The organism is Pseudomonas sp. W5-01, from assembly GCF_046540435.1.
GTDB classification, from domain to species: Bacteria; Pseudomonadota; Gammaproteobacteria; order Pseudomonadales; family Pseudomonadaceae; genus Aquipseudomonas; species Aquipseudomonas graminis_B.
In genome coordinates, this window is the sequence record NZ_JAXCIP010000001.1 from 822,861 (window position 1) to 839,804 (window position 16,944).

The window sequence follows — 16,944 nt, forward strand, 5'->3', positions numbered from 1 at the left end:
CCGATGTGCGTCACGGCCTTTTTTTATGCCGGGCATTGAACGCTACTCCCGCCGTCCTCCAATGAATCTCTGGAACCCTAAGCACGCGGCCCACGCAGGTTCTGTAGGAGCGTGGCTTGTCCCGCGATCGGCCGGGGACCGGTCGTGAAACCTTTGGACCCGCTTCGCCTGACGGAATGCGGCGCCTGGAATGCTGCCGCTGCGCGCCAGATCGCGGGACAAGCCACGCTCCTACAGTCGATCGGTGTCTGAAGGGGGGCGCTGCCGCGGCGTGCTCCTAAAAAACGATGTCCCGGTAGAACGCCTTCAGCGTGTCAACGAACTCTTCGGACAATTTCGTCCGCACCTGGGCCGGTGCCCACATGACGTAGGTGGGGAAGAGGATCTGCGGCACAAACGGGCGGATGACGATATCGCGGTGGCGATAATCCCGGGCCACCAGCGGGTGGGCGAGGGTGATGCCCATGCCCAGCGCCACCATCTCGCAATTGATGGCGCTGTACTGCGCCTCCACGGTCATGACCCGCTCCACGCCGGCCTGCTCGAACAGACCGTCCACCAGCGCCCGGGTGCCGTCGCCGTGGCACAGCGACACAAAGGTCTCTCCCTCCAGATCGGTGAAGGTGATCTGCGTTCGGCTTGCCAAGGGATGGGACGCCGGCAACACGCACACCGCTGCCACTTCGCTGAGCAACTCGATCTGCTGACTGTCGACATCGCCGGGGTGCACCACAATCCCCACATCGCAGAACTGCGACTTTACCCACTGCTCGACGGTGGGCGAGGAGTTCACGTGCAGAGACACCGTCAGCTCCGGTCGCGTCTCGGTAAACGCCTTGAGCACCCGGGGCATCATGCTCATGCCGGTGGAAGGAACTGCCGCCACCCGCAAGCGGCCCGTACCCAGATTGCGGATGTTCTTCGCCGACAACTTGAGGCTGTCCAGCCCGACGTAGGCGCGCTCGACTTCCTGAAAGAAGGCCTGACCCTCCTGAGTCGGCATCAGCCTGACGCCGGCGCGCTTGAACAGGGTCAGCCCGGTGCTGAGTTCCAGTTGGGCAATCAGCCGGCTGATGTTGGGCTGCGAGGTAAACAGCACCTCGGCGGCAGCGGTCATGGAACCCAGGCGCATGACGCTGCGGAAGGCTTCGATCTGTCTCAGGTTCATGTCGCGCTCCATATCAAATATGAATAACTAAGGCCTATATCCGTATTTGACCATATGGACGCCCCGTCGCAATACTCGGACCAGCCACCCATAGCGCACATGAAGATGCGCCACCCCGCGATGGATTCGCCGGGAGCATGCACGCTGCATGCATGGCTTCGGTTCACACCGAAGCGACTGACGCATTGTTCGATCTGCCCCCATGCACTTCGGAGATAGTCTGTGAATAGCCTCGACCTTTCCTCAGCAGCACGACCGTTTCGTCCCTTCCACCGCAGTGCCATGGCCGTTGCCCTGACGCTTGCCGCCGTTGGCAGCACACCCGTCTTCGCCGAGACCACGCTGTACGTGGCCGGCGTCGGCGGCTCCACCGAGCAGATGTACAAGAACCGCGTCATTCCCGCCTTCGAAAAACAACACAACGTCAAAGTCGTCTACGTCGCCGGCAACTCCACGGAAACCCTGGCCAAGCTCCAGGCGCAGAAAGGCCGTCAGCAGATCAACGTCGCGATGATGGACGACGGCCCGATGTACCAGGCGTTGCAGATGGGCCTGTGCGAAAAGCTCAGCGATGCGCCGATCTACAAGGACCTCTATCCGCTGGCACGGCTGAGCCCTGAAGCCACGGGGATCGGCGTGGTGGCCACCGGCATCGGCTACAACGAAGAGGCGTTCAAGAAGCGCGGCTGGGCGGCACCGGATTCTTGGGAAAACCTCACCGACCCACGCTTCAAACAACTGCTCGGCATGCCGCCGGTGACCAACACCTATGGCCTGCACACGCTGGTGGAAATGGCCCGGCTGAGGGGTGGCGGCGAGAAAAACATCGACCCCGGCTTCAAGGCGCTGAAGGACGAAATCGGTCCTAACGTGCTCGCTTGGGTGTCGGCGCCGGGCGAGATGGACGGGATGATGCAGAACGGCGACATCGTCATGGCGGTGTACGGCAGCGGTCGGGCCGTGGCGTTGCAGGGCACCGGCTTTCCGCTCAAATTCATCTACCCGAAGGAAGGCGGCATCGCCTTGCAGGTCGCCGCGTGCAGCGTGACCCCCAACGCGCAATCCGAACTCGCCCAGGCGTTCATTCAGTACGTGCTGTCCCCTGAAGTGCAGGAAATCCAGGCGCGGGAGAACGGCTTCGCGCCGGTGAACCAGACGGTCAAGCTGCCGGATGATGTCGCCGCGCGCATGCCGTACGGGCCGGAGAAGGTCAACGCGCTGATCAAGGTCGATTGGGAAACCATCAACCAGCAGCGCAGCGAGTGGACCACGCGCTGGAACCGCACCGTCGAGCGCTAGCGTCACCGATTGCTCTCGCTGATCGACAGTCGCTGATCGACGTACACGCCGATCTTCCCCAGCACCCTTCTGGAGACGCAGGTCCGCCTGCGTGGCACGCCCATGGCATTTCTCACCCTCGAAGGCATCGTCAAGACCTACGGCACGTTCAGGGCCATTGACGGTTTGAACCTGGAAGTCCGGCACGGCGAGTTCATCGCCTTGCTCGGCCCGTCCGGGTGCGGCAAGACCACCACCCTGCAATCCATCGCCGGATTCGTACAGCCCACGGAAGGTCGTATCGTTCTCGACGGCCGTGACATCACCCACGTCCGGCCTGAACAGCGCGGGCTGGGCATCGTGTTCCAGAGCTATGCGTTGTTTCCGCACATGACCGTGGCGCAGAACATCAGCTTCGGCCTGGAGATGCGCGGCGTGCCCAGGGCCGAGCGCGGCAAGCGCGTCGATGAAGCGCTGGATCTGGTACGCCTCGCCGGCCTCGGTGAGCGTTACCCGAAAGCCCTGTCAGGCGGGCAGCGCCAGCGGGTGGCGATCGCCCGCGCATTGGCGATCCGCCCGAACCTGCTGTTGCTCGACGAGCCGATGTCCAACCTCGACGCCAAGCTGCGCGAAGAGATGCACATCGAACTGCGGGCGATTCAGCGCGAGCTGGGCATCACCACCATCCTGGTCACCCACGATCAGGTCGAAGCCATGACCATGAGCGACCGCATCGCGGTGATGCAGAAGGGCCGCATCGTGCAGATCGACACGCCGTTCGAAGCCTACGAGCGGCCGCATTCGCCCTTTGCTTCAGCGTTTCTCGGCAAAACCAACGCCTTCGCTGGCGCGGTGCAATTGCGTAACGACCGCTGCTGCCACGTGCAGGTCCACGACACGCTGATGCACGTGCCCCACGAAGACCGCACGCTGGGCAATGACGTCAACGTCTACATCCGTCCGGAAAAAATCCGTTTGGTGGCGCTGGGCAGCGGACGGTTTTCCGGGCGCGTCAGGCTGCGGGTGTTTCTCGGCAACCTGTGGTTGATGGCGGTGGAAAGTCGCCTGGGGCTGGTGCACATGACCCTGCCCAACCTCGGCACACCGCCGCCGGAGGAGGGCAGCGAGGTCGGGCTGGACTGGTCCGACGACGACCTGCGCCTGCTGGACCGGGAGGTCGCCCATGGCCAGGTATGACGCCGAACGGGTGGGCGTGGCGCCGTGGCTGCTGAGCGGCCCGGCATTGCTGGTGTTCATCGCGCTGTTGCTGGCGCCCTTGTTGCTGACCGCCGTGCTGTCGTTGAACCTGTTCAGCGACACCGACGGCGTGGTGCCGAGCTACAGCCTTGGCAATTACCTGGAGGTGTTCAAGGACGACTACTTCCACGAGATATTCCTGCGCACCGGTGGCATGGCGTTAGCGGTCACAGTCTTGTGCGTGCTGCTGGGCATCCCGGAAACCATCATCATTGCGCGCATGGCGCCGCGCTGGCGGTCGCTGTTCCTGCTGGTGGTGTTGGGGCCGCTGCTGATTTCCGTGGTGGTGCGGACCCTGGGCTGGGCGATTCTGCTGGGCAACAACGGCCTGATCAACGATGCCCTGCAAGCCGTGGGCATCACCGACCAACCGGTGAAAATGCTGTTTACCCAGGTGGGCGTGGTCATCGCCCTGACCCACGTGCTGGTGCCGTTCATGGTCATTGCCGTCTGGGCCACACTGCAACGGCTGGACCTTCAAGTGGAGTGGGCGGGCCTTTCCCTTGGCGCGTCGCGGTTGACGGTGTTCCGCCGGATCATCCTGCCGCAGATCATGCCCGGCGTGCTGTCCGGCTCGATCATCGTCTTTGCCCTGGCTGCCTCGGCCTTCGCCACCCCGGCGATCATCGGCGGGCGGCGCCTGAAAGTGGTGGCGACGGCGGCGTACGACGAGTTCCTCGGCACCCTCAACTGGCCCCTCGGCGCGGCCATCGCGATGCTTCTGCTGCTGGCGAATCTGATCATCATTCTGGGTTGCAGCAAACTGGCCGAGCGCCGGTTCAAGCAAGTCTTCGAGTAGCCGACCATGCACAAGAACGGATTTTTCTCGCTGCTGTTCCATGCCCTGTTCGTCACATTCATCGTCGCGCCGCTGGTGGTGGTGATGGCCATGGCGTTCACCAGCAAGGGCTACCTGTCGTTGCCCACCGACGGCCTGTCGCTGCGCTGGTTCCGGGCGCTGGCGGACAATCAGGAAATGCTGGATGCCTTTGCCTTGTCGATCAAGCTCGGCCTGGCGTCGGCGACCATCGCCGCGCTGCTGGCGATTCCGGCGGCACTGGCCATCAGCCGTTATGACTTTCCTGGCCGGGGCGCGGTCACCGGCTTTTTGCTGTCGCCGCTGATGATTCCGTCGGTGGTCCTCGGCATCGCGTTCCTGCGCTTCTTTTCCCTTGCGCAGATCGGCGGCTCGTTCTGGGCGCTGACCCTGACCCACGTGATTGTCGTGCTGCCCTATGCGTTGCGCCTGACGCTGGCCTCGACCATCGGCCTTGAGCGGGACATCGAGCACGCCGCGCTGTCACTCGGTGCCAGTCGCTGGACAGCGTTCTACCGGGTGGTGCTGCCGCGGATTCGCACCGGCGTGGTCGGCGGCTGGATGCTTGCGTTCATCCAGAGCTTCGACGAACTGACCATGACCGTGTTCGTCGCCACCCCCGGCACCACCACGCTGCCGGTGGCGATGTACAACCAGATTTCCCAGACCATCGACCCGCTGATCACGGCGGTTTCAACGGTGCTGATCGTCGGCACGTTGCTGCTGATGCTGATATTGGACCGAATGGTCGGATTGGACCGGGTGTTGATTGGAGAAGGCAAATGAGCCAGGGCACACAGAGGGACATTCAGTCGGACGTGATCGTCATCGGTGGCGGGTTGGTGGGGACGGCAGTCGCTTACGGCCTGGCCCGCAGCGGCGCCGACACCGTGGTGCTGGACCAGGGCGACGATGCGTTTCGCGCCTCGCGGGGCAATTTCGGGCTGGTCTGGGTCCAGGGCAAGGGCCACGACCTGCCGGACTATTCGCGCTGGACGCAGTCGTCAGCGACCCGCTGGCCGGACTTCGCTCGGGCGCTGATGGCCGACAGCGGCGTGGACGTGCAGCTCCACCAGCCCGGTGGCTTCCATATGTGCTTCAGCGACGAGGAGCTGATCGAGAGACAGTCACGCCTGCAAACCCTGCAGGACGCCCTCGGCGATTACCCGTTCCAGATGCTCGACGCCGCTGAACTCAAAGCGCGCCTGCCGTTGATCGGCCCCTCCGTGGTGGGCGCCAGCTACACGCCCCAGGACGGTCACGTTAATCCGCTGAAACTGCTGCGCGCGCTGCACACCTCGGCCCAGGCCAAAGGCGCGCGGTTTCACGGCGGCATTCAGGTGGATCGCATCGACGGCGCGACAGGTGAGTTTTGCGTCACAGCCGGCACTCAACGCTTCATCGCGCCACGGGTGGTACTCGCTGCCGGCCTGGGCAATCCGGGGCTGGCCCGGCAGGTGGGCCTGCATGCGCCGGTGGCGCCGAATCGCGGCCAAGTGCTGGTCAGCGAGCGGGTGCGGCCGTTTCTCGATCACCCGACGGTCCATGTTCGGCAGACCGACGAAGGCACCGTTCAGCTGGGCGATTCGATGGAGGAGGTGGGGTACGACGACAGCACCTCCACCCAGGTGCTGGAAGCCATTGCCCGGCGCGGCGTGGCGACCTTTCCGCTACTGCGGGAGGTGCGGCTGATTCGTGCCTGGGCGGCGCTGCGGGTTCTGAGCCCCGACGGCTTCCCCATCTATCAGCAATCGGCCAGCCACCCGGGCGCCTTCGTGGTGACTTGCCACAGCGGCGTGACCCTGGCCGCCGCCCATGCCCTGCGCATCGCGCCGTGGGTGATGGGCGGTGCGATGCCCGACGAGCTCGGCGTATTTGCCGGCGAGCGTTTCCTGACTGACAAGGTGTTTTCCCATGCGCACTGATTCGCTGTTTCAACCGGTCACGAGTGAAGTCAGGTCGACACGGACTGTCAGACTCAGCTTCAACGACCAATCCTTTGAAGTGCCGGCGGGCATCAGCGTGGCGGCGGCGCTGCTGATGTCTGGCATCAACCGCTTTCGCGCGACGCCGGTGAGCGAATCGCCCCGGGCGCCGTATTGCATGATGGGCGTGTGCTTCGAGTGTCTGGTGGACATCGACGGCGTACCCAATCGCCAGAGCTGCCTGATCGAAGTGGCGGACGGCATGCGCATCCGTTCCCAGGAAGGCGCTCGCGACCTGATTTTCCAACCCGGCGATGTGCAGACCGCCAGTGTGCAGACCGTCGAGGTGCAGTCATGAATGATCATTTTGGCGGTGTCGTGGAAGCGGTGGACGTGGTCGTCGTGGGCGCAGGTGCCGCCGGCATGGCAGGCGCGGTGGCCTTGGCCGGGTTCGGCCTGCAGGTGGTGCTGCTGGACGAGCAGGGCAGTCCGGGCGGGCAGATTTATCGCGGCATCACCCTCGCGCCCCTGTCGCGACGGGACCTGCTGGGACCGGACTACGCCCATGGCAACGTGCTCGCCCAGGCCTTGGCGTCTTCGTCGGTTCGCTATGAACACGGCGCGGCGGTTTGGCAGGTAACCCGGGATCATCAGGTCAGCTACCTGTGCGACGGGCGTCTGCGCACCCTGCAGGCCAAGGCCGTGTTGCTCGCCACTGGCGCCATGGAACGGCCGTTTCCGATCCCGGGCTGGACCTTGCCCGGCGTCATGAGCGCGGGCGCTGCGCAGATTCTGCTGAAAAGTGCGGGCCTGGCCCCGACCGAGCCGGTGGTCCTGGCCGGCTGCGGCCCGCTGCTGTATCTGCTGGGCTGGCAATACCTGCGCGCCGGCGTGCCGATCCAGGCCTTGGTCGACACCACGGGCCCCGAAGATTACTGGCGGGCCCGGCGTCATCTGTTCGCGGCGTTGCGCGCCTGGCCGTATTTGCGCAAGGGCCTGGAGTTGATGCGCAGCCTGCGCAGCGCCCGCATCCCGCACCACACCGGCGCCGAGCACCTGGCGATCGAGGGTGACGAAGCCGCCACCGCGCTGACCTTCACCGTCGGCGGCAAGGCTCAGCGTATTGCGGCGAGCTGCGTGCTGCTGCATCAGGGCGTGGTCCCGAACATTCAATTCAGTCAGTCGTTGCGCGCACTCCATCACTGGGACGTCGACCAGCTGTGCTTCAGCCCGGTGATCGACCCGTGGGGTGAGCTGGACGTGCCGGGGATGTTCGTCGCCGGTGACGGCGCCGGCATTGGCGGGGCTCAGGCCGCGGCGCTGCAGGGGGAGCTGGCGGCGCTGGGCATCGGGCAACGGCTGGTGACGTTCGATACCGTTCAGCGTGATCAACGCGCCGCGCCGCTGCGTGAAAAGCTGGCGTTGAACCTGCGCATCCGACCGTTTCTCGATGCGCTCTATCAGCCGAAGGAAGCGAACCGCATTCCCGCCGATGAAGTCATCGTGTGCCGCTGCGAGGAAGTCACCGCGGGGGACCTGCGCAAGTTCGTCGCCCTGGGCTGCGCCGGGCCCAATCAGGCCAAATCCTTCGGCCGCTGCGGCATGGGCCCTTGTCAGGGGCGGATGTGCGGCCTGACGGTGACCGAAGTGATCGCCAAGGCCCGCGGCGTGTCGGCGGCGGAAGTCGGCTACTACCGCATTCGCCCGCCGATCAAGCCCATCACCCTGGGGGAACTGGCCGGTGAGTGAGGCGCGGGCAAGGCACAGCGACGTGCTGGTGATAGGCGGCGGCATTCATGGACTGAGCACCGCACTGCATCTGGCCCAGCGCGGCGTTGAGGTCACGGTGCTGGAGGCTGATTACTGCGGCCGTCATGCCTCCGGGGTCAACGCAGGCGGGGTTCGAACCCTGGGCCGTCACGAGGCGGAAATCCCGCTGGCGCTGTCGTCCCGCGAACTCTGGCACGACCTTGTCCAGACGCTGGGCGATGACGGCGGTTTCGTCCCCAGCGGCCAACTCAAACTCGCGGAAACCGCTGCAGAACTCCACGAATGCCGACAGCGCGTCGAACATCTGCAGCGCCTCGGCTTCACCCACGAAGTGCTGATCGACGCTCAACAGGTGTTCGAGATCATTCCGACTGTCGCCCGGCATGTGGTCGGCGGCATCTGGGTCAAGGACGACGGCTACGCCATTCCCTACAAGACGGTGACGAGCTTTCGGCTGGCGGCCGAAAAGCTCGGCGTGAAAGTGCTTGAAACGACGCCGGCGCAGCGCATCGAGCAACGGGGCAGTGGATGGCAGGTCACCACGCCCGCCGGGGTGTTCAGCGCCGGGCATCTGGTCATCACCGCCGGTGCCTGGGCGCGGGAGCTGGCAGAACAGGTCGGCGAATCGGTGCCGGCTCATCCCGAGGGCCTGATGCTGATGGTGACCCACCGCGTCGCGCCGTTTTGCGCGCCGGTGCTGGGCGCAACGGGTCGCTCGCTGTCGTTCAAGCAATTCGCCAACGGCACCGTGGTGATTGGTGGCAAGCTCATTGGCAGCGTGGATTTCCCGGCCCGCCACGGCGAAGTGGATCTGGCGCGCCTGGGCATCAGCGCGAGGACCGTCACCGACCTGTTTCCCCACCTCAAGCACCTGGGCGTCAATCGGGTATGGGCCGGCGTCGAAGCGTTTACCGCTGACGACTTGCCGGTGATAGGGGCCAGCCGCAAGGCCAGTCACCTCAGCTATTCGTTCGGATTCTGCGGCAGCGGTTTCCAGATGGGCCCCGGCACCGGCAAGCGCCTGGCCCAGCAGATCCTTGGCGAGCATTCGGACATTTCGCTGGAGGCATTCGACATAGGACGCTTTGATAGCGCCCGCTTTGATAAGACACGCCTCAATGACGCCCACATCCCGATCAACGTACCGTCAGTGGCCCGTTGATTCCGTACACCCTACCGACCCATCAGGAGTTCACATGCTGGAAATCAACCGTATCGAAACCAACCAACGCATGAGCCGTGTCGTGCAGTGCAATGGCTTTACCTTCCTCGGCGGCCAGACCGCGACGGATCGCACCCTCGACATCAAAGGACAGACCGCGCAAGTGCTGGAGAAGATCGACAGCTATCTGGCCAAGGCCGGCCTGGACAAGACGCGGATTCTCACCGCACAGGTCTGGCTCTCGGACATCGCGGCGAATTTCGCCGGCATGAATGAAGTCTGGGACGCCTGGGCACCGGAAGGGCACGCACCCGCGCGGGCCACCGTGGAATCACGTCTGGCCGCGCCGGATTTGCTGGTGGAAATCACCGTGGTGGCCGCGGGCTGATCAGCTGCTGCAGGAATGAACTGCGCCGGGCCGGGTTTATCCCGACCCGGCGTTGCCGCTCAAGGGCGGACAGACGCTTCGGCGGAGTTGGTCACGAGGTGGTTTTTGGTGGTGCGACGCTGCTGCGTGATCAGCACCTGAGGCACCGAAGAACAGTGGTATTTGATGCCTTTCCTCGTCGGCATCAGCGCGACGCTCTCCATGCATTCTGCGCGGGTCGAATACGCCGTCGGCTGGTTCTCGTCCACACATCCTTCCGCACCGGAACACATACTCATCACAACCACAAAGATGCTCTTCATTGCTCTCATTCCTTTTTGGCAAATCACGGCGCGGGACAGCGGGTGTGTGGCGATTCTGAGGGGAGGTGGTGGCAGAAGGCAATGCGGTGAAAGTGCGTTTCGTCGGGAATATGACGGTTTTGGGTTTTCGAGGGATTAGAGCGTAAATTTGCAGTCGGTTAATTGACGTCACGTTTTTTAATACGGGCCGGTTTACTTAAGTCTGACGTCACTTAACCGCGCTGGCGTGGGGTTTTTGAAACTTTCCTGGAGACCGCAATCGGGCTCGCGCTCAACAACGCGCAAACCGTCCCAGCGTGCCTGATAGCTCTGCGCCTATTTGCGAAACAACTCCAGCAGCGGGAATATTCAAAGGGTCTGATTTATTTGATCTTGAACACCACCGGCGGCGTTGGCATCCCTCACAGGAGTAAATTAGCCTGCTTGAACAGCACATCCTATGGGGAGTCTCAAATGCTCATCGTCTTCAGTGGTCTGCCCGGTACCGGTAAGACGACCCTCGCCAAGGGTCTGGCCGCAACGCTGGGTGCTGTTTATGTGCGCATCGATACGATTGAACAAGCCCTTCGTGATTCGCCGGATTTTGCGCGGGATGTGGGCCGCACGGGGTATCTGATTGCCTACGGGTTGGCGGCCAGCAACCTTGATTTGGGCGGCACGGTGGTTGTCGATTGTGTGAATCCCGTGCTTGAAAGCCGAAGAGAATGGAGCGCCATATCCTCTCGATTCGGTGCTCCATTGGTGAATCTTCAGGTCATCTGTTCCGACAGGACGGAGCATCGACGCAGGGTGGAGACCAGGCAGGTCGATATCCCGGGGCTGACGCCTCCTACCTGGCAATCCGTGCTGAATCATGAGTATGAATCTTGGGACACAGAACCCTTCACCGTAGATACAGCGCTCAATTCCCCGGCGCAGGCATTGGCGGCGATTGCCGATTACTTGAAACGGTCTGATTTATTCACCCCTGAGCAGGGCTAACGGCGCCGTCGTGGCGTTGAACACCTTCGCAGTGTTGTGCGTTTCAGGAGAGGGGCGATCAGCCTGAATTCATGAGCATCGCTCACTGCTGTTTGTCACAGGGCCCTGTAGTACATCGCTGCCGCGTGAATTAGGTTGATGAGGACATCTCATTCACCCAGGAGCTCGCCCATGCACACAGTCGCAGCAATCACCACGCTGGGGATGATGCTGATGCTCGCCAAGGTTCAGGCGGACGACAGCACGCCCGCCGTGACCCTCGTCCCGAACGGCGAGCAAGCCTCGATTCTCGGGAGCCCGGCGATGTTCGTCGGCACGGTGCGCATCGATCCCTTGGTATCCGCCCATGAGCCGTCCCGGGTCACGGCGGCCTATGTCACGTTCGAGCCGGGGGCGCGTTCCGCCTGGCACACGCATCCGTTGGGGCAAACGCTGGTGGTGACCGCAGGCACGGGCTGGGTGCAGCAACAAGGCGGGGAGAAACAGGCGATTCGTCCGGGGGACGTGATCTGGACGCCGCCCGGCGTCAAGCATTGGCACGGGGCCACGGCCCGCACGGGCATGACCCACATGGCGATCCAGGAATCCCTCAATGGCCAGAATGTGGAGTGGATGGAGCCCGTTTCCGCTGCCCGGTACGAGGCCTCCCGATAATCCTTGCCCGACACGCGTTGACTGCTGAGTGACCCTCAGCGCAGTAATGAGCCAAGCTCGTCTAAAGCGGCCGGTCAACCCGGATATACTCCGCGCAACGCACGCATTCGGGTTGATCGACCCGTTCATTGCCGGTCCGATTCACACCTTGCGTAGGTAGATGATGCAGCTCACCCGTGCCAACCTCGCCGATTTCATGTACTTCCTGGCCGTCGCCCGGCATTTGAGTTTCAGCCGTGCGGGATTGGAAGTCGGCATCAGCCCGTCGGCCCTCAGCCATGCCATCAAGGCGCTGGAAGCCAGGCTTGGCGTGCGCTTGCTGAACCGGACCACCCGCAATGTCACGTTGACCGCTGCCGGTCAGGAGTTGCTGGCGTCGATTCGTGAGCCCATCGACCGCATCGACCAAGCGATGGAGGTGCTCAACCGTTACCGGGACGAGCCCACGGGGAGGATCAGGCTGAACGTGTTCAGCGACGCCGCCCTGTTGCTGCTGGCGCCCGTACTGCCGCTGTTCGGTGAGCGTTACCCCGACATCGAAGTGGATATTTCGATCTCCAACAGCATGGTTGATGTCGTGGAGGGCGGCTTCGACGCCGGCATGCGCTTTGGCGCGACCGTGCCGGAAGGGATGATTGCCCATCGGCTGTCGCCGGATGTGCGCTGGCTGGTCGCCGGCACGCCCGACTATCTGCGCAAGTGGGGCACTCCCGTTCACCCTGAAGACCTGAAGCAGCATCGCTGCCTCAAGTTCAAGGTCGGCACCGGCAAACTTTACGACTGGGAATTCGAGAAAGAAGGCGTGCAGCTGGCGGTCCCGGTGTTCGGTGGCGTGATTCTCGACGAGACCCGAATCGCGATTGCATTGGCCTGTGAAGGGAGCGGACTGATTTACGCCGCTGAACCGATCCTCGCACCTTATGTGAAGAGCGGTTCCCTTAAGCTCGTCCTTGAGGATTGGGCGTGCGTGAGCCCGGGGTTCCACATCTACTACTCCAGCTATCGCCAGCAACCGCTGGGGCTGCGTCTGCTGATCGACATGATCCGGGATATCGCGCCGCTGGGGTGATCCGCAACGGCTCAAACCGGGACGCCTGACGCTTTCCCGGCTAAAGCCGGTTCCACAGAGTGCTCCGCTTCCCGTCATTAGTGAGCATTGCTCATCACCGCATCACACGTACCCCCGATAGGCGAGGGCGGAGCGCGCCTGTACCGTGACGCCACTCAATCCATCAAAACCGGCGTCTGTTGCACATCACCCTGGCGTGAGGCGACTGCACGGGCCGGACGCGTGTCGAGGGTATGAATGCGTAATGCTGAGCTACAAAGAGCCGAGCCTGAAATTGCCAGGCCAGATCGAGGTGTGTGGAGCGCCGTGGGTGCGATGGCCATGTGCGTAGCCATGCTCATTTCATCCGAATTCATGCCGGTCAGCCTGCTGACACCGATTGCCTCCGACCTTGGGGCGACCCAGGGGATGGCCGGCCAGGCGATCTCCATTTCGGGACTGTTTGCCGTCGTCACCAGCCTGTTCATGTCGGTCATCGCCGGGCGCATTGATCGTCGGTACGTGTTGATCGGCTTGACCAGCCTGATGCTGGCCTCGCTGATCCTGATTGCCGAGGCGCCGAGCTTCCTGGTCCTGATGATTGCGCGCGCCGTTCTGGGGATTGCCATCGGCGGGTTCTGGGCACTGTCCACGGCGACCGTCATGCGGCTCGTGCCATCCGACACCGTGCCCAAAGCCCTCGGCATCATTTTCACCGGCAATGCCATCGCCACGGCATTTGCTGCACCTATCGGCAGCTACCTGGGCGGCATCATCGGGTGGAGAGGCGTGTTCTGGGGACTGGTGCCGCTGGTGCTGATCAACCTGCTGTGGCAGTGGATCAGCCTTCCGTCCATGCCGCCCAAGTCGGCGGGCTCGGTCCGTCAATTGTTCGCGCTGCTGCGTCGTCGCCACGTGGCGTTCGGGATGATGGCGGTGATGTTGACCTTCGCCGGTGCGTTCTCGGGCTTCACCTACTTTCGGCCGTTCCTTGAAACCTACACGCACGCGACCACCCCGCAGCTGTCGCTGTTCCTGCTGGGGCTCGGTGTAGCGGGTTTTGCCGGCACCTATGCGGGAACGGCGCTGGTGAGTGACCGGATGTATGCGCTGTTGCGCTGGCTGCCATGGCTGCTGGCGACGGTGACGCTGTTGATGCTGCTGTTCGGCCACCTGAAGCCCGGCGTCGCCGTGGCAATGATCTGCTGGGGCGGGCTGAACGCCGCCATTCCGGTGGCGTGGTCCACCTGGCTCAGCAAAAGCGTCAGTGATGACCCGGAGAGCGGAGGCGGCTTGCTGGTTGCGGCGATCCAGCTGTCGATCATGGTCGGTGGCGCCCTGGGTGGCCTGCTGCTGGATCACCTCTCTATTGCCGCGACGTTCATGGGCGCCGCCGCATTGCTGGTGCTCGGTGCGTTGATCGTCGGGAACGGCAGTCGCTTGCGCGGCTGAATCCGGCTTCGAAGCCCAGCCCCGACCGCAGCACAACAGACCTTCACAGACAGGCACATCATGCGCATGGAAAACAGAACAGCCCGGCTCTTCAGACGGGGCGTTGGCGGCGTATTGTCCATTTTGGGTGTCGCCATGACTCTAGGCGGTGCGGTATTGCTCAGTGACGGCGGATCTGCCTGGTACGGGGTGGCCGGCATCGTCTGGGTCATCTGCGCCGTACATCTGGGATTACGACGTGCCGGCTCAGCCGACGCTGGTTGATCTGCCCGTCGACGGCGTCATCCGCCATGCGCTGATTCAGGCGACCAAGCGCGGCGAGGTCTTCGTCCTGGATCGGGAGACGGGCAAACCGATTGCGCCCGTTCAAGAGCAGGCAGTGCCTCAGGGCGGAATCGCGGAGGGCGAGCGGCTGTCGGCGACTCAGCCTGCGTCGATCGGCTTGCCCGCGTTTCGCCAGCCGACGCTGCAGGAACGTGACATGTGGGGCATCACCCCATTGGACCAGATGCTGTGCCGCATTCAGTTTCGCCAGTCACGCTACGAGGGGCACCTGACGCCGATTACCCTGGGCAAGCCCGTGCTGATCGCGCCGGGTTCGGCCGGAGGGATCAATTGGGGCGGTGTGTCGGTGGACCTCGACCATGGCGTGATGGTCGTCAACTGGCTGCGGATGGTGGACCGCGTCGAACTGGTCAGCCGGGAGGAGGCGGTTGAACGCAAGTTCAGGCTGTCGGACGGTCAGAGCCCGGGGGGTGATGCGCAGCGGCCCATGCTCAACACGCCTTATGGCGCTTACGGCACAACCTTCTTATCGGTGCTTGGCACGCCCTGCAACGCGCCGCCATGGGGCCTGATTTCGGCGGTGGATCTGGCCAGCGGTAAGCTGCTCTGGTCCAGACCACTGGGGACGGCAAGAGACACCGGCCCGCTGGGCATCCCGTCGATGTTGCCCGTGACGGTGGGGACGCCAATGGCCGGCGGCTCGGTCAGCACCCGCAGTGGTCTGATCTTCATTGCGGCGACCGCCGAGCGCACGATTCGGGCACTGGATGTGCACAGCGGTGAAGAACTCTGGTCGGCGCGTTTGCCAGGGGGCGGCAATGCCAGCCCCGTGACCTATATCGGTCCCCACAGCGGCAGGCAGTTCGTGGTCATTGCGGCAGGGGGCAAGAAGGCGCTCAAAACGCGCTTGAACAACAAGATCGTGGCGTTCGCGTTGCCGGCGCCCAAACCCTGAAACGCCAGCGTGGCATCCACACATTTGCTGGATGCCACGCTCGTTTCATTTCCCAATGCCTGCAGGGCCAATGGGCTCATTAAAGGCAAGGCACCTTGCCGGCTTGAGCCACCGCAACGCCTCGACTGTCCACCAGCGACACCTTGACCTCTGCGTCCGCTCGGCTCTGTACCAGCGTATAGCGTTCATCGGCTGCAAACCCGTCGTAATCAAGTGTCGCCGTGCAACGACGATGACTGTTCTGATACCCGATCATCACAATCCCCAGTTCCATCGAATGCCTGCCTGGCGAGACAATGAAGTGATTCAAACTGTTGGCCTGATTTCCGTCGAGACGTCTCGCGATCACGTCATCTCCTGCGTGGGCCTTAATGTCGACGATGGACTTTCCAGGTTCAGCGCGCGGTGTTCCAGTGGTACAGCCGGCTATGACCGCGACAGACACTAAGGTTGTCGCAAAAGTACGTAATTTCATGGGATGCCCGTTCATTAATTGGTTAATGTCTTTGAATATTTAACGCGCACCACGCTTCGCCCGCGGCGCTCGACATGACGGCAGGCGCCGTCACTCAAGAATCGCAACGTGAGTGCTTTCGTTATAAAAACGATGTCCACCAACGGGCCGTTAAAAAGCGCAGCCCTTTGAGAAAGATCGTCTGACGTTATTGTTTTGAAAAAGCGATGCGTACTGCATCGCTGCCAAAGACGCGGGCCAGTTCGGCGGCATTGTCGATGCGGCCCAAACGAGTGTAGGAATAGGGCGATGAGAAAGTAGCGTAGAACGCGACCAGCGTGCGTGGTCCGTACAGCATCAGATCGCCGCTGTGGATCGTGCCGGGGCGAATCGTACTTGTTGGCAGCGATGTCGGCAGTTCAGCGTGCTTCTCGTTATTGTTCAGGTCAGGCATGTCGATGGAGAGTGGGAGCAGGGCGGCAAATGCCCGCGCCGCTGGTGTATCCGCCAGGGTGATCGCGAAGCGCGTGTCGCGAACCGTCATCCAGATACGGGATTCTGGAAGCTGCGCGGTGGCTGACGTGGCCGCGGGGGCAGGGCCCACGGGGGTCGCAGGCGAGGCATTGCTTTCGCTCAACGCCGTCAGGCCCAACAGAAGTCCGAAGGCCCGCGTCAGTCCCCTTGCGCCGCCGACATGAGCTTGGGTGAATAGGGCGAATCGTTTGTCGCGCATCCTGTGGGCACCTTATGCAGTGGGGTGATTCGAAAAATGTTAATCAGCCGTGATGGAGTAAGTGGTCAGCGATGTCATTGCTTTCGCGTCCAATCCCCATCGGATACCTGCTGTCACAACACTCTACGTCGGGGTATTGGCCTGAACCATACGGCTCTCCAGAATGCTTTTATGAACAAACTTCACCAATGCCGGAACGTTGCAGGGCAGAGCGCGCCAGTTGCCCGGGGAAGCGCGTTTCAATCGCCAGACACTTATATAAGTCTTAATCAGGATGTTGACGATGGTCGATCTTTGCCCAGTCCTGATCCCATC

Annotated in this window: 18 protein-coding genes; 14 read left to right on the forward strand and 4 right to left on the reverse strand. The window is 62.9% G+C overall.

The window, feature by feature from the left end; genetic code table 11:
* Positions 1-277 precede the first annotated feature (277 nt).
* Complete coding sequence (locus SLW75_RS03520; RefSeq protein ID WP_065990796.1) at positions 278-1,168, reverse strand: LysR substrate-binding domain-containing protein; 891 nt, start codon at positions 1,166-1,168, stop codon at positions 278-280.
* A gap of 222 nt (positions 1,169-1,390) precedes the next feature.
* Between SLW75_RS03520 and SLW75_RS03525 the strand changes: the two genes are divergently transcribed.
* The 9 genes from SLW75_RS03525 (at position 1,391) to SLW75_RS03565 (ending at position 9,765) form a co-directional block, all read left to right on the forward strand.
* Complete coding sequence (locus SLW75_RS03525; RefSeq protein WP_410930125.1) at positions 1,391-2,467, forward strand: ABC transporter substrate-binding protein; 1,077 nt, start codon at positions 1,391-1,393, stop codon at positions 2,465-2,467.
* 102 nt (positions 2,468-2,569) lie between these two features.
* Entirely contained in the window at positions 2,570-3,643 is a 1,074-nt protein-coding gene (locus tag SLW75_RS03530) for an ABC transporter ATP-binding protein (RefSeq protein WP_192131700.1), read from the forward strand.
* On the forward strand, positions 3,630-4,502 hold the full coding sequence (locus SLW75_RS03535) for an ABC transporter permease (protein ID WP_410933555.1): 873 nt from the start codon (positions 3,630-3,632) through the stop codon (positions 4,500-4,502). Before SLW75_RS03530 ends, SLW75_RS03535 begins: the two co-directional genes overlap by 14 nt.
* A 6-nt stretch (positions 4,503-4,508) precedes the next feature.
* Positions 4,509-5,306 (forward strand): ABC transporter permease, encoded by a 798-nt coding sequence (locus SLW75_RS03540; RefSeq protein WP_192131696.1) that lies wholly within the window; start codon positions 4,509-4,511, stop codon positions 5,304-5,306.
* Positions 5,303-6,445 (forward strand): NAD(P)/FAD-dependent oxidoreductase, encoded by a 1,143-nt coding sequence (locus SLW75_RS03545; protein WP_369317870.1) that lies wholly within the window; start codon positions 5,303-5,305, stop codon positions 6,443-6,445. Before SLW75_RS03540 ends, SLW75_RS03545 begins: the two co-directional genes overlap by 4 nt.
* Positions 6,435-6,803 carry a (2Fe-2S)-binding protein gene (locus SLW75_RS03550; protein ID WP_410933556.1) on the forward strand — a complete coding sequence of 123 codons (369 nt, stop codon included), beginning with the start codon at positions 6,435-6,437 and terminating at the stop codon, positions 6,801-6,803. The genes SLW75_RS03545 and SLW75_RS03550 overlap by 11 nt, the downstream gene beginning before the upstream one ends.
* Positions 6,800-8,194: an NAD(P)/FAD-dependent oxidoreductase gene (locus tag SLW75_RS03555; protein WP_410933557.1), complete on the forward strand. Its 1,395-nt coding sequence runs from the start codon at positions 6,800-6,802 to the stop codon at positions 8,192-8,194. The genes SLW75_RS03550 and SLW75_RS03555 overlap by 4 nt, the downstream gene beginning before the upstream one ends.
* 22 nt (positions 8,195-8,216) lie before the next feature.
* Positions 8,217-9,377, forward strand: coding sequence for an NAD(P)/FAD-dependent oxidoreductase (locus SLW75_RS03560; protein WP_410933558.1), 1,161 nt, complete (start codon positions 8,217-8,219; stop codon positions 9,375-9,377).
* 37 nt (positions 9,378-9,414) lie between these two features.
* Complete coding sequence (locus SLW75_RS03565) at positions 9,415-9,765, forward strand: RidA family protein (RefSeq protein WP_410933804.1); 351 nt, start codon at positions 9,415-9,417, stop codon at positions 9,763-9,765.
* Between the two features lie 59 nt (positions 9,766-9,824).
* Here SLW75_RS03565 and SLW75_RS03570 read toward each other — a convergent pair whose 3' ends face one another.
* Complete coding sequence (locus SLW75_RS03570; RefSeq protein WP_065990812.1) at positions 9,825-10,067, reverse strand: hypothetical protein; 243 nt, start codon at positions 10,065-10,067, stop codon at positions 9,825-9,827.
* A 453-nt stretch (positions 10,068-10,520) separates the two neighbouring features.
* Here SLW75_RS03570 and SLW75_RS03575 point away from each other — a divergent pair, with 453 nt between their 5' ends.
* From SLW75_RS03575 to SLW75_RS03595, 5 genes are all read left to right on the forward strand, one after another.
* Positions 10,521-11,048 (forward strand): AAA family ATPase, encoded by a 528-nt coding sequence (locus SLW75_RS03575; protein WP_410933559.1) that lies wholly within the window; start codon positions 10,521-10,523, stop codon positions 11,046-11,048.
* Positions 11,049-11,252: 204 nt separating this feature from the next.
* Positions 11,253-11,702 carry a cupin domain-containing protein gene (locus SLW75_RS03580; protein ID WP_410933805.1) on the forward strand — a complete coding sequence of 150 codons (450 nt, stop codon included), beginning with the start codon at positions 11,253-11,255 and terminating at the stop codon, positions 11,700-11,702.
* A gap of 163 nt (positions 11,703-11,865) precedes the next feature.
* Complete coding sequence (locus SLW75_RS03585) at positions 11,866-12,771, forward strand: LysR family transcriptional regulator (RefSeq protein ID WP_065990892.1); 906 nt, start codon at positions 11,866-11,868, stop codon at positions 12,769-12,771.
* A gap of 321 nt (positions 12,772-13,092) precedes the next feature.
* Positions 13,093-14,202 carry an MFS transporter gene (locus tag SLW75_RS03590; protein WP_410933806.1) on the forward strand — a complete coding sequence of 370 codons (1,110 nt, stop codon included), beginning with the start codon at positions 13,093-13,095 and terminating at the stop codon, positions 14,200-14,202.
* Between the two features lie 238 nt (positions 14,203-14,440).
* Positions 14,441-15,442 (forward strand): PQQ-binding-like beta-propeller repeat protein, encoded by a 1,002-nt coding sequence (locus SLW75_RS03595; protein WP_410933560.1) that lies wholly within the window; start codon positions 14,441-14,443, stop codon positions 15,440-15,442.
* A gap of 79 nt (positions 15,443-15,521) precedes the next feature.
* Here the strand turns inward: SLW75_RS03595 and SLW75_RS03600 are convergent, their stop codons facing one another.
* Positions 15,522-15,917 (reverse strand): hypothetical protein, encoded by a 396-nt coding sequence (locus tag SLW75_RS03600; protein ID WP_410933561.1) that lies wholly within the window; start codon positions 15,915-15,917, stop codon positions 15,522-15,524.
* Positions 15,918-16,104: 187 nt separating this feature from the next.
* Positions 16,105-16,629, reverse strand: coding sequence for a cyclophilin-like fold protein (locus SLW75_RS03605; protein ID WP_192131680.1), 525 nt, complete (start codon positions 16,627-16,629; stop codon positions 16,105-16,107).
* Between the last annotated feature and the right edge of the window lie 315 nt (positions 16,630-16,944).

Excerpts from the sequence above, each read along its gene's own strand:
- SLW75_RS03520 (WP_065990796.1), bottom strand. The coding sequence starts at position 1,168 with ATGAACCTGAGACAGATCGAAGCCTTCCGCAGCGTCATGCGCCTGGGT.
- SLW75_RS03530 (WP_192131700.1), top strand. The coding sequence starts at position 2,570 with ATGGCATTTCTCACCCTCGAAGGCATCGTCAAGACCTACGGCACGTTC.
- SLW75_RS03535 (WP_410933555.1), top strand. The coding sequence starts at position 3,630 with ATGGCCAGGTATGACGCCGAACGGGTGGGCGTGGCGCCGTGGCTGCTG.
- SLW75_RS03540 (WP_192131696.1), top strand. The coding sequence starts at position 4,509 with ATGCACAAGAACGGATTTTTCTCGCTGCTGTTCCATGCCCTGTTCGTC.
- SLW75_RS03545 (WP_369317870.1), top strand. The coding sequence starts at position 5,303 with ATGAGCCAGGGCACACAGAGGGACATTCAGTCGGACGTGATCGTCATC.
- SLW75_RS03550 (WP_410933556.1), top strand. The coding sequence starts at position 6,435 with ATGCGCACTGATTCGCTGTTTCAACCGGTCACGAGTGAAGTCAGGTCG.
- SLW75_RS03555 (WP_410933557.1), top strand. The coding sequence starts at position 6,800 with ATGAATGATCATTTTGGCGGTGTCGTGGAAGCGGTGGACGTGGTCGTC.
- SLW75_RS03570 (WP_065990812.1), bottom strand. The coding sequence starts at position 10,067 with ATGAAGAGCATCTTTGTGGTTGTGATGAGTATGTGTTCCGGTGCGGAA.
- SLW75_RS03575 (WP_410933559.1), top strand. The coding sequence starts at position 10,521 with ATGCTCATCGTCTTCAGTGGTCTGCCCGGTACCGGTAAGACGACCCTC.
- SLW75_RS03580 (WP_410933805.1), top strand. The coding sequence starts at position 11,253 with ATGATGCTGATGCTCGCCAAGGTTCAGGCGGACGACAGCACGCCCGCC.
- SLW75_RS03585 (WP_065990892.1), top strand. The coding sequence starts at position 11,866 with ATGCAGCTCACCCGTGCCAACCTCGCCGATTTCATGTACTTCCTGGCC.
- SLW75_RS03590 (WP_410933806.1), top strand. The coding sequence starts at position 13,093 with ATGTGCGTAGCCATGCTCATTTCATCCGAATTCATGCCGGTCAGCCTG.
- SLW75_RS03600 (WP_410933561.1), bottom strand. The coding sequence starts at position 15,917 with ATGAAATTACGTACTTTTGCGACAACCTTAGTGTCTGTCGCGGTCATA.
- SLW75_RS03605 (WP_192131680.1), bottom strand. The coding sequence starts at position 16,629 with ATGCGCGACAAACGATTCGCCCTATTCACCCAAGCTCATGTCGGCGGC.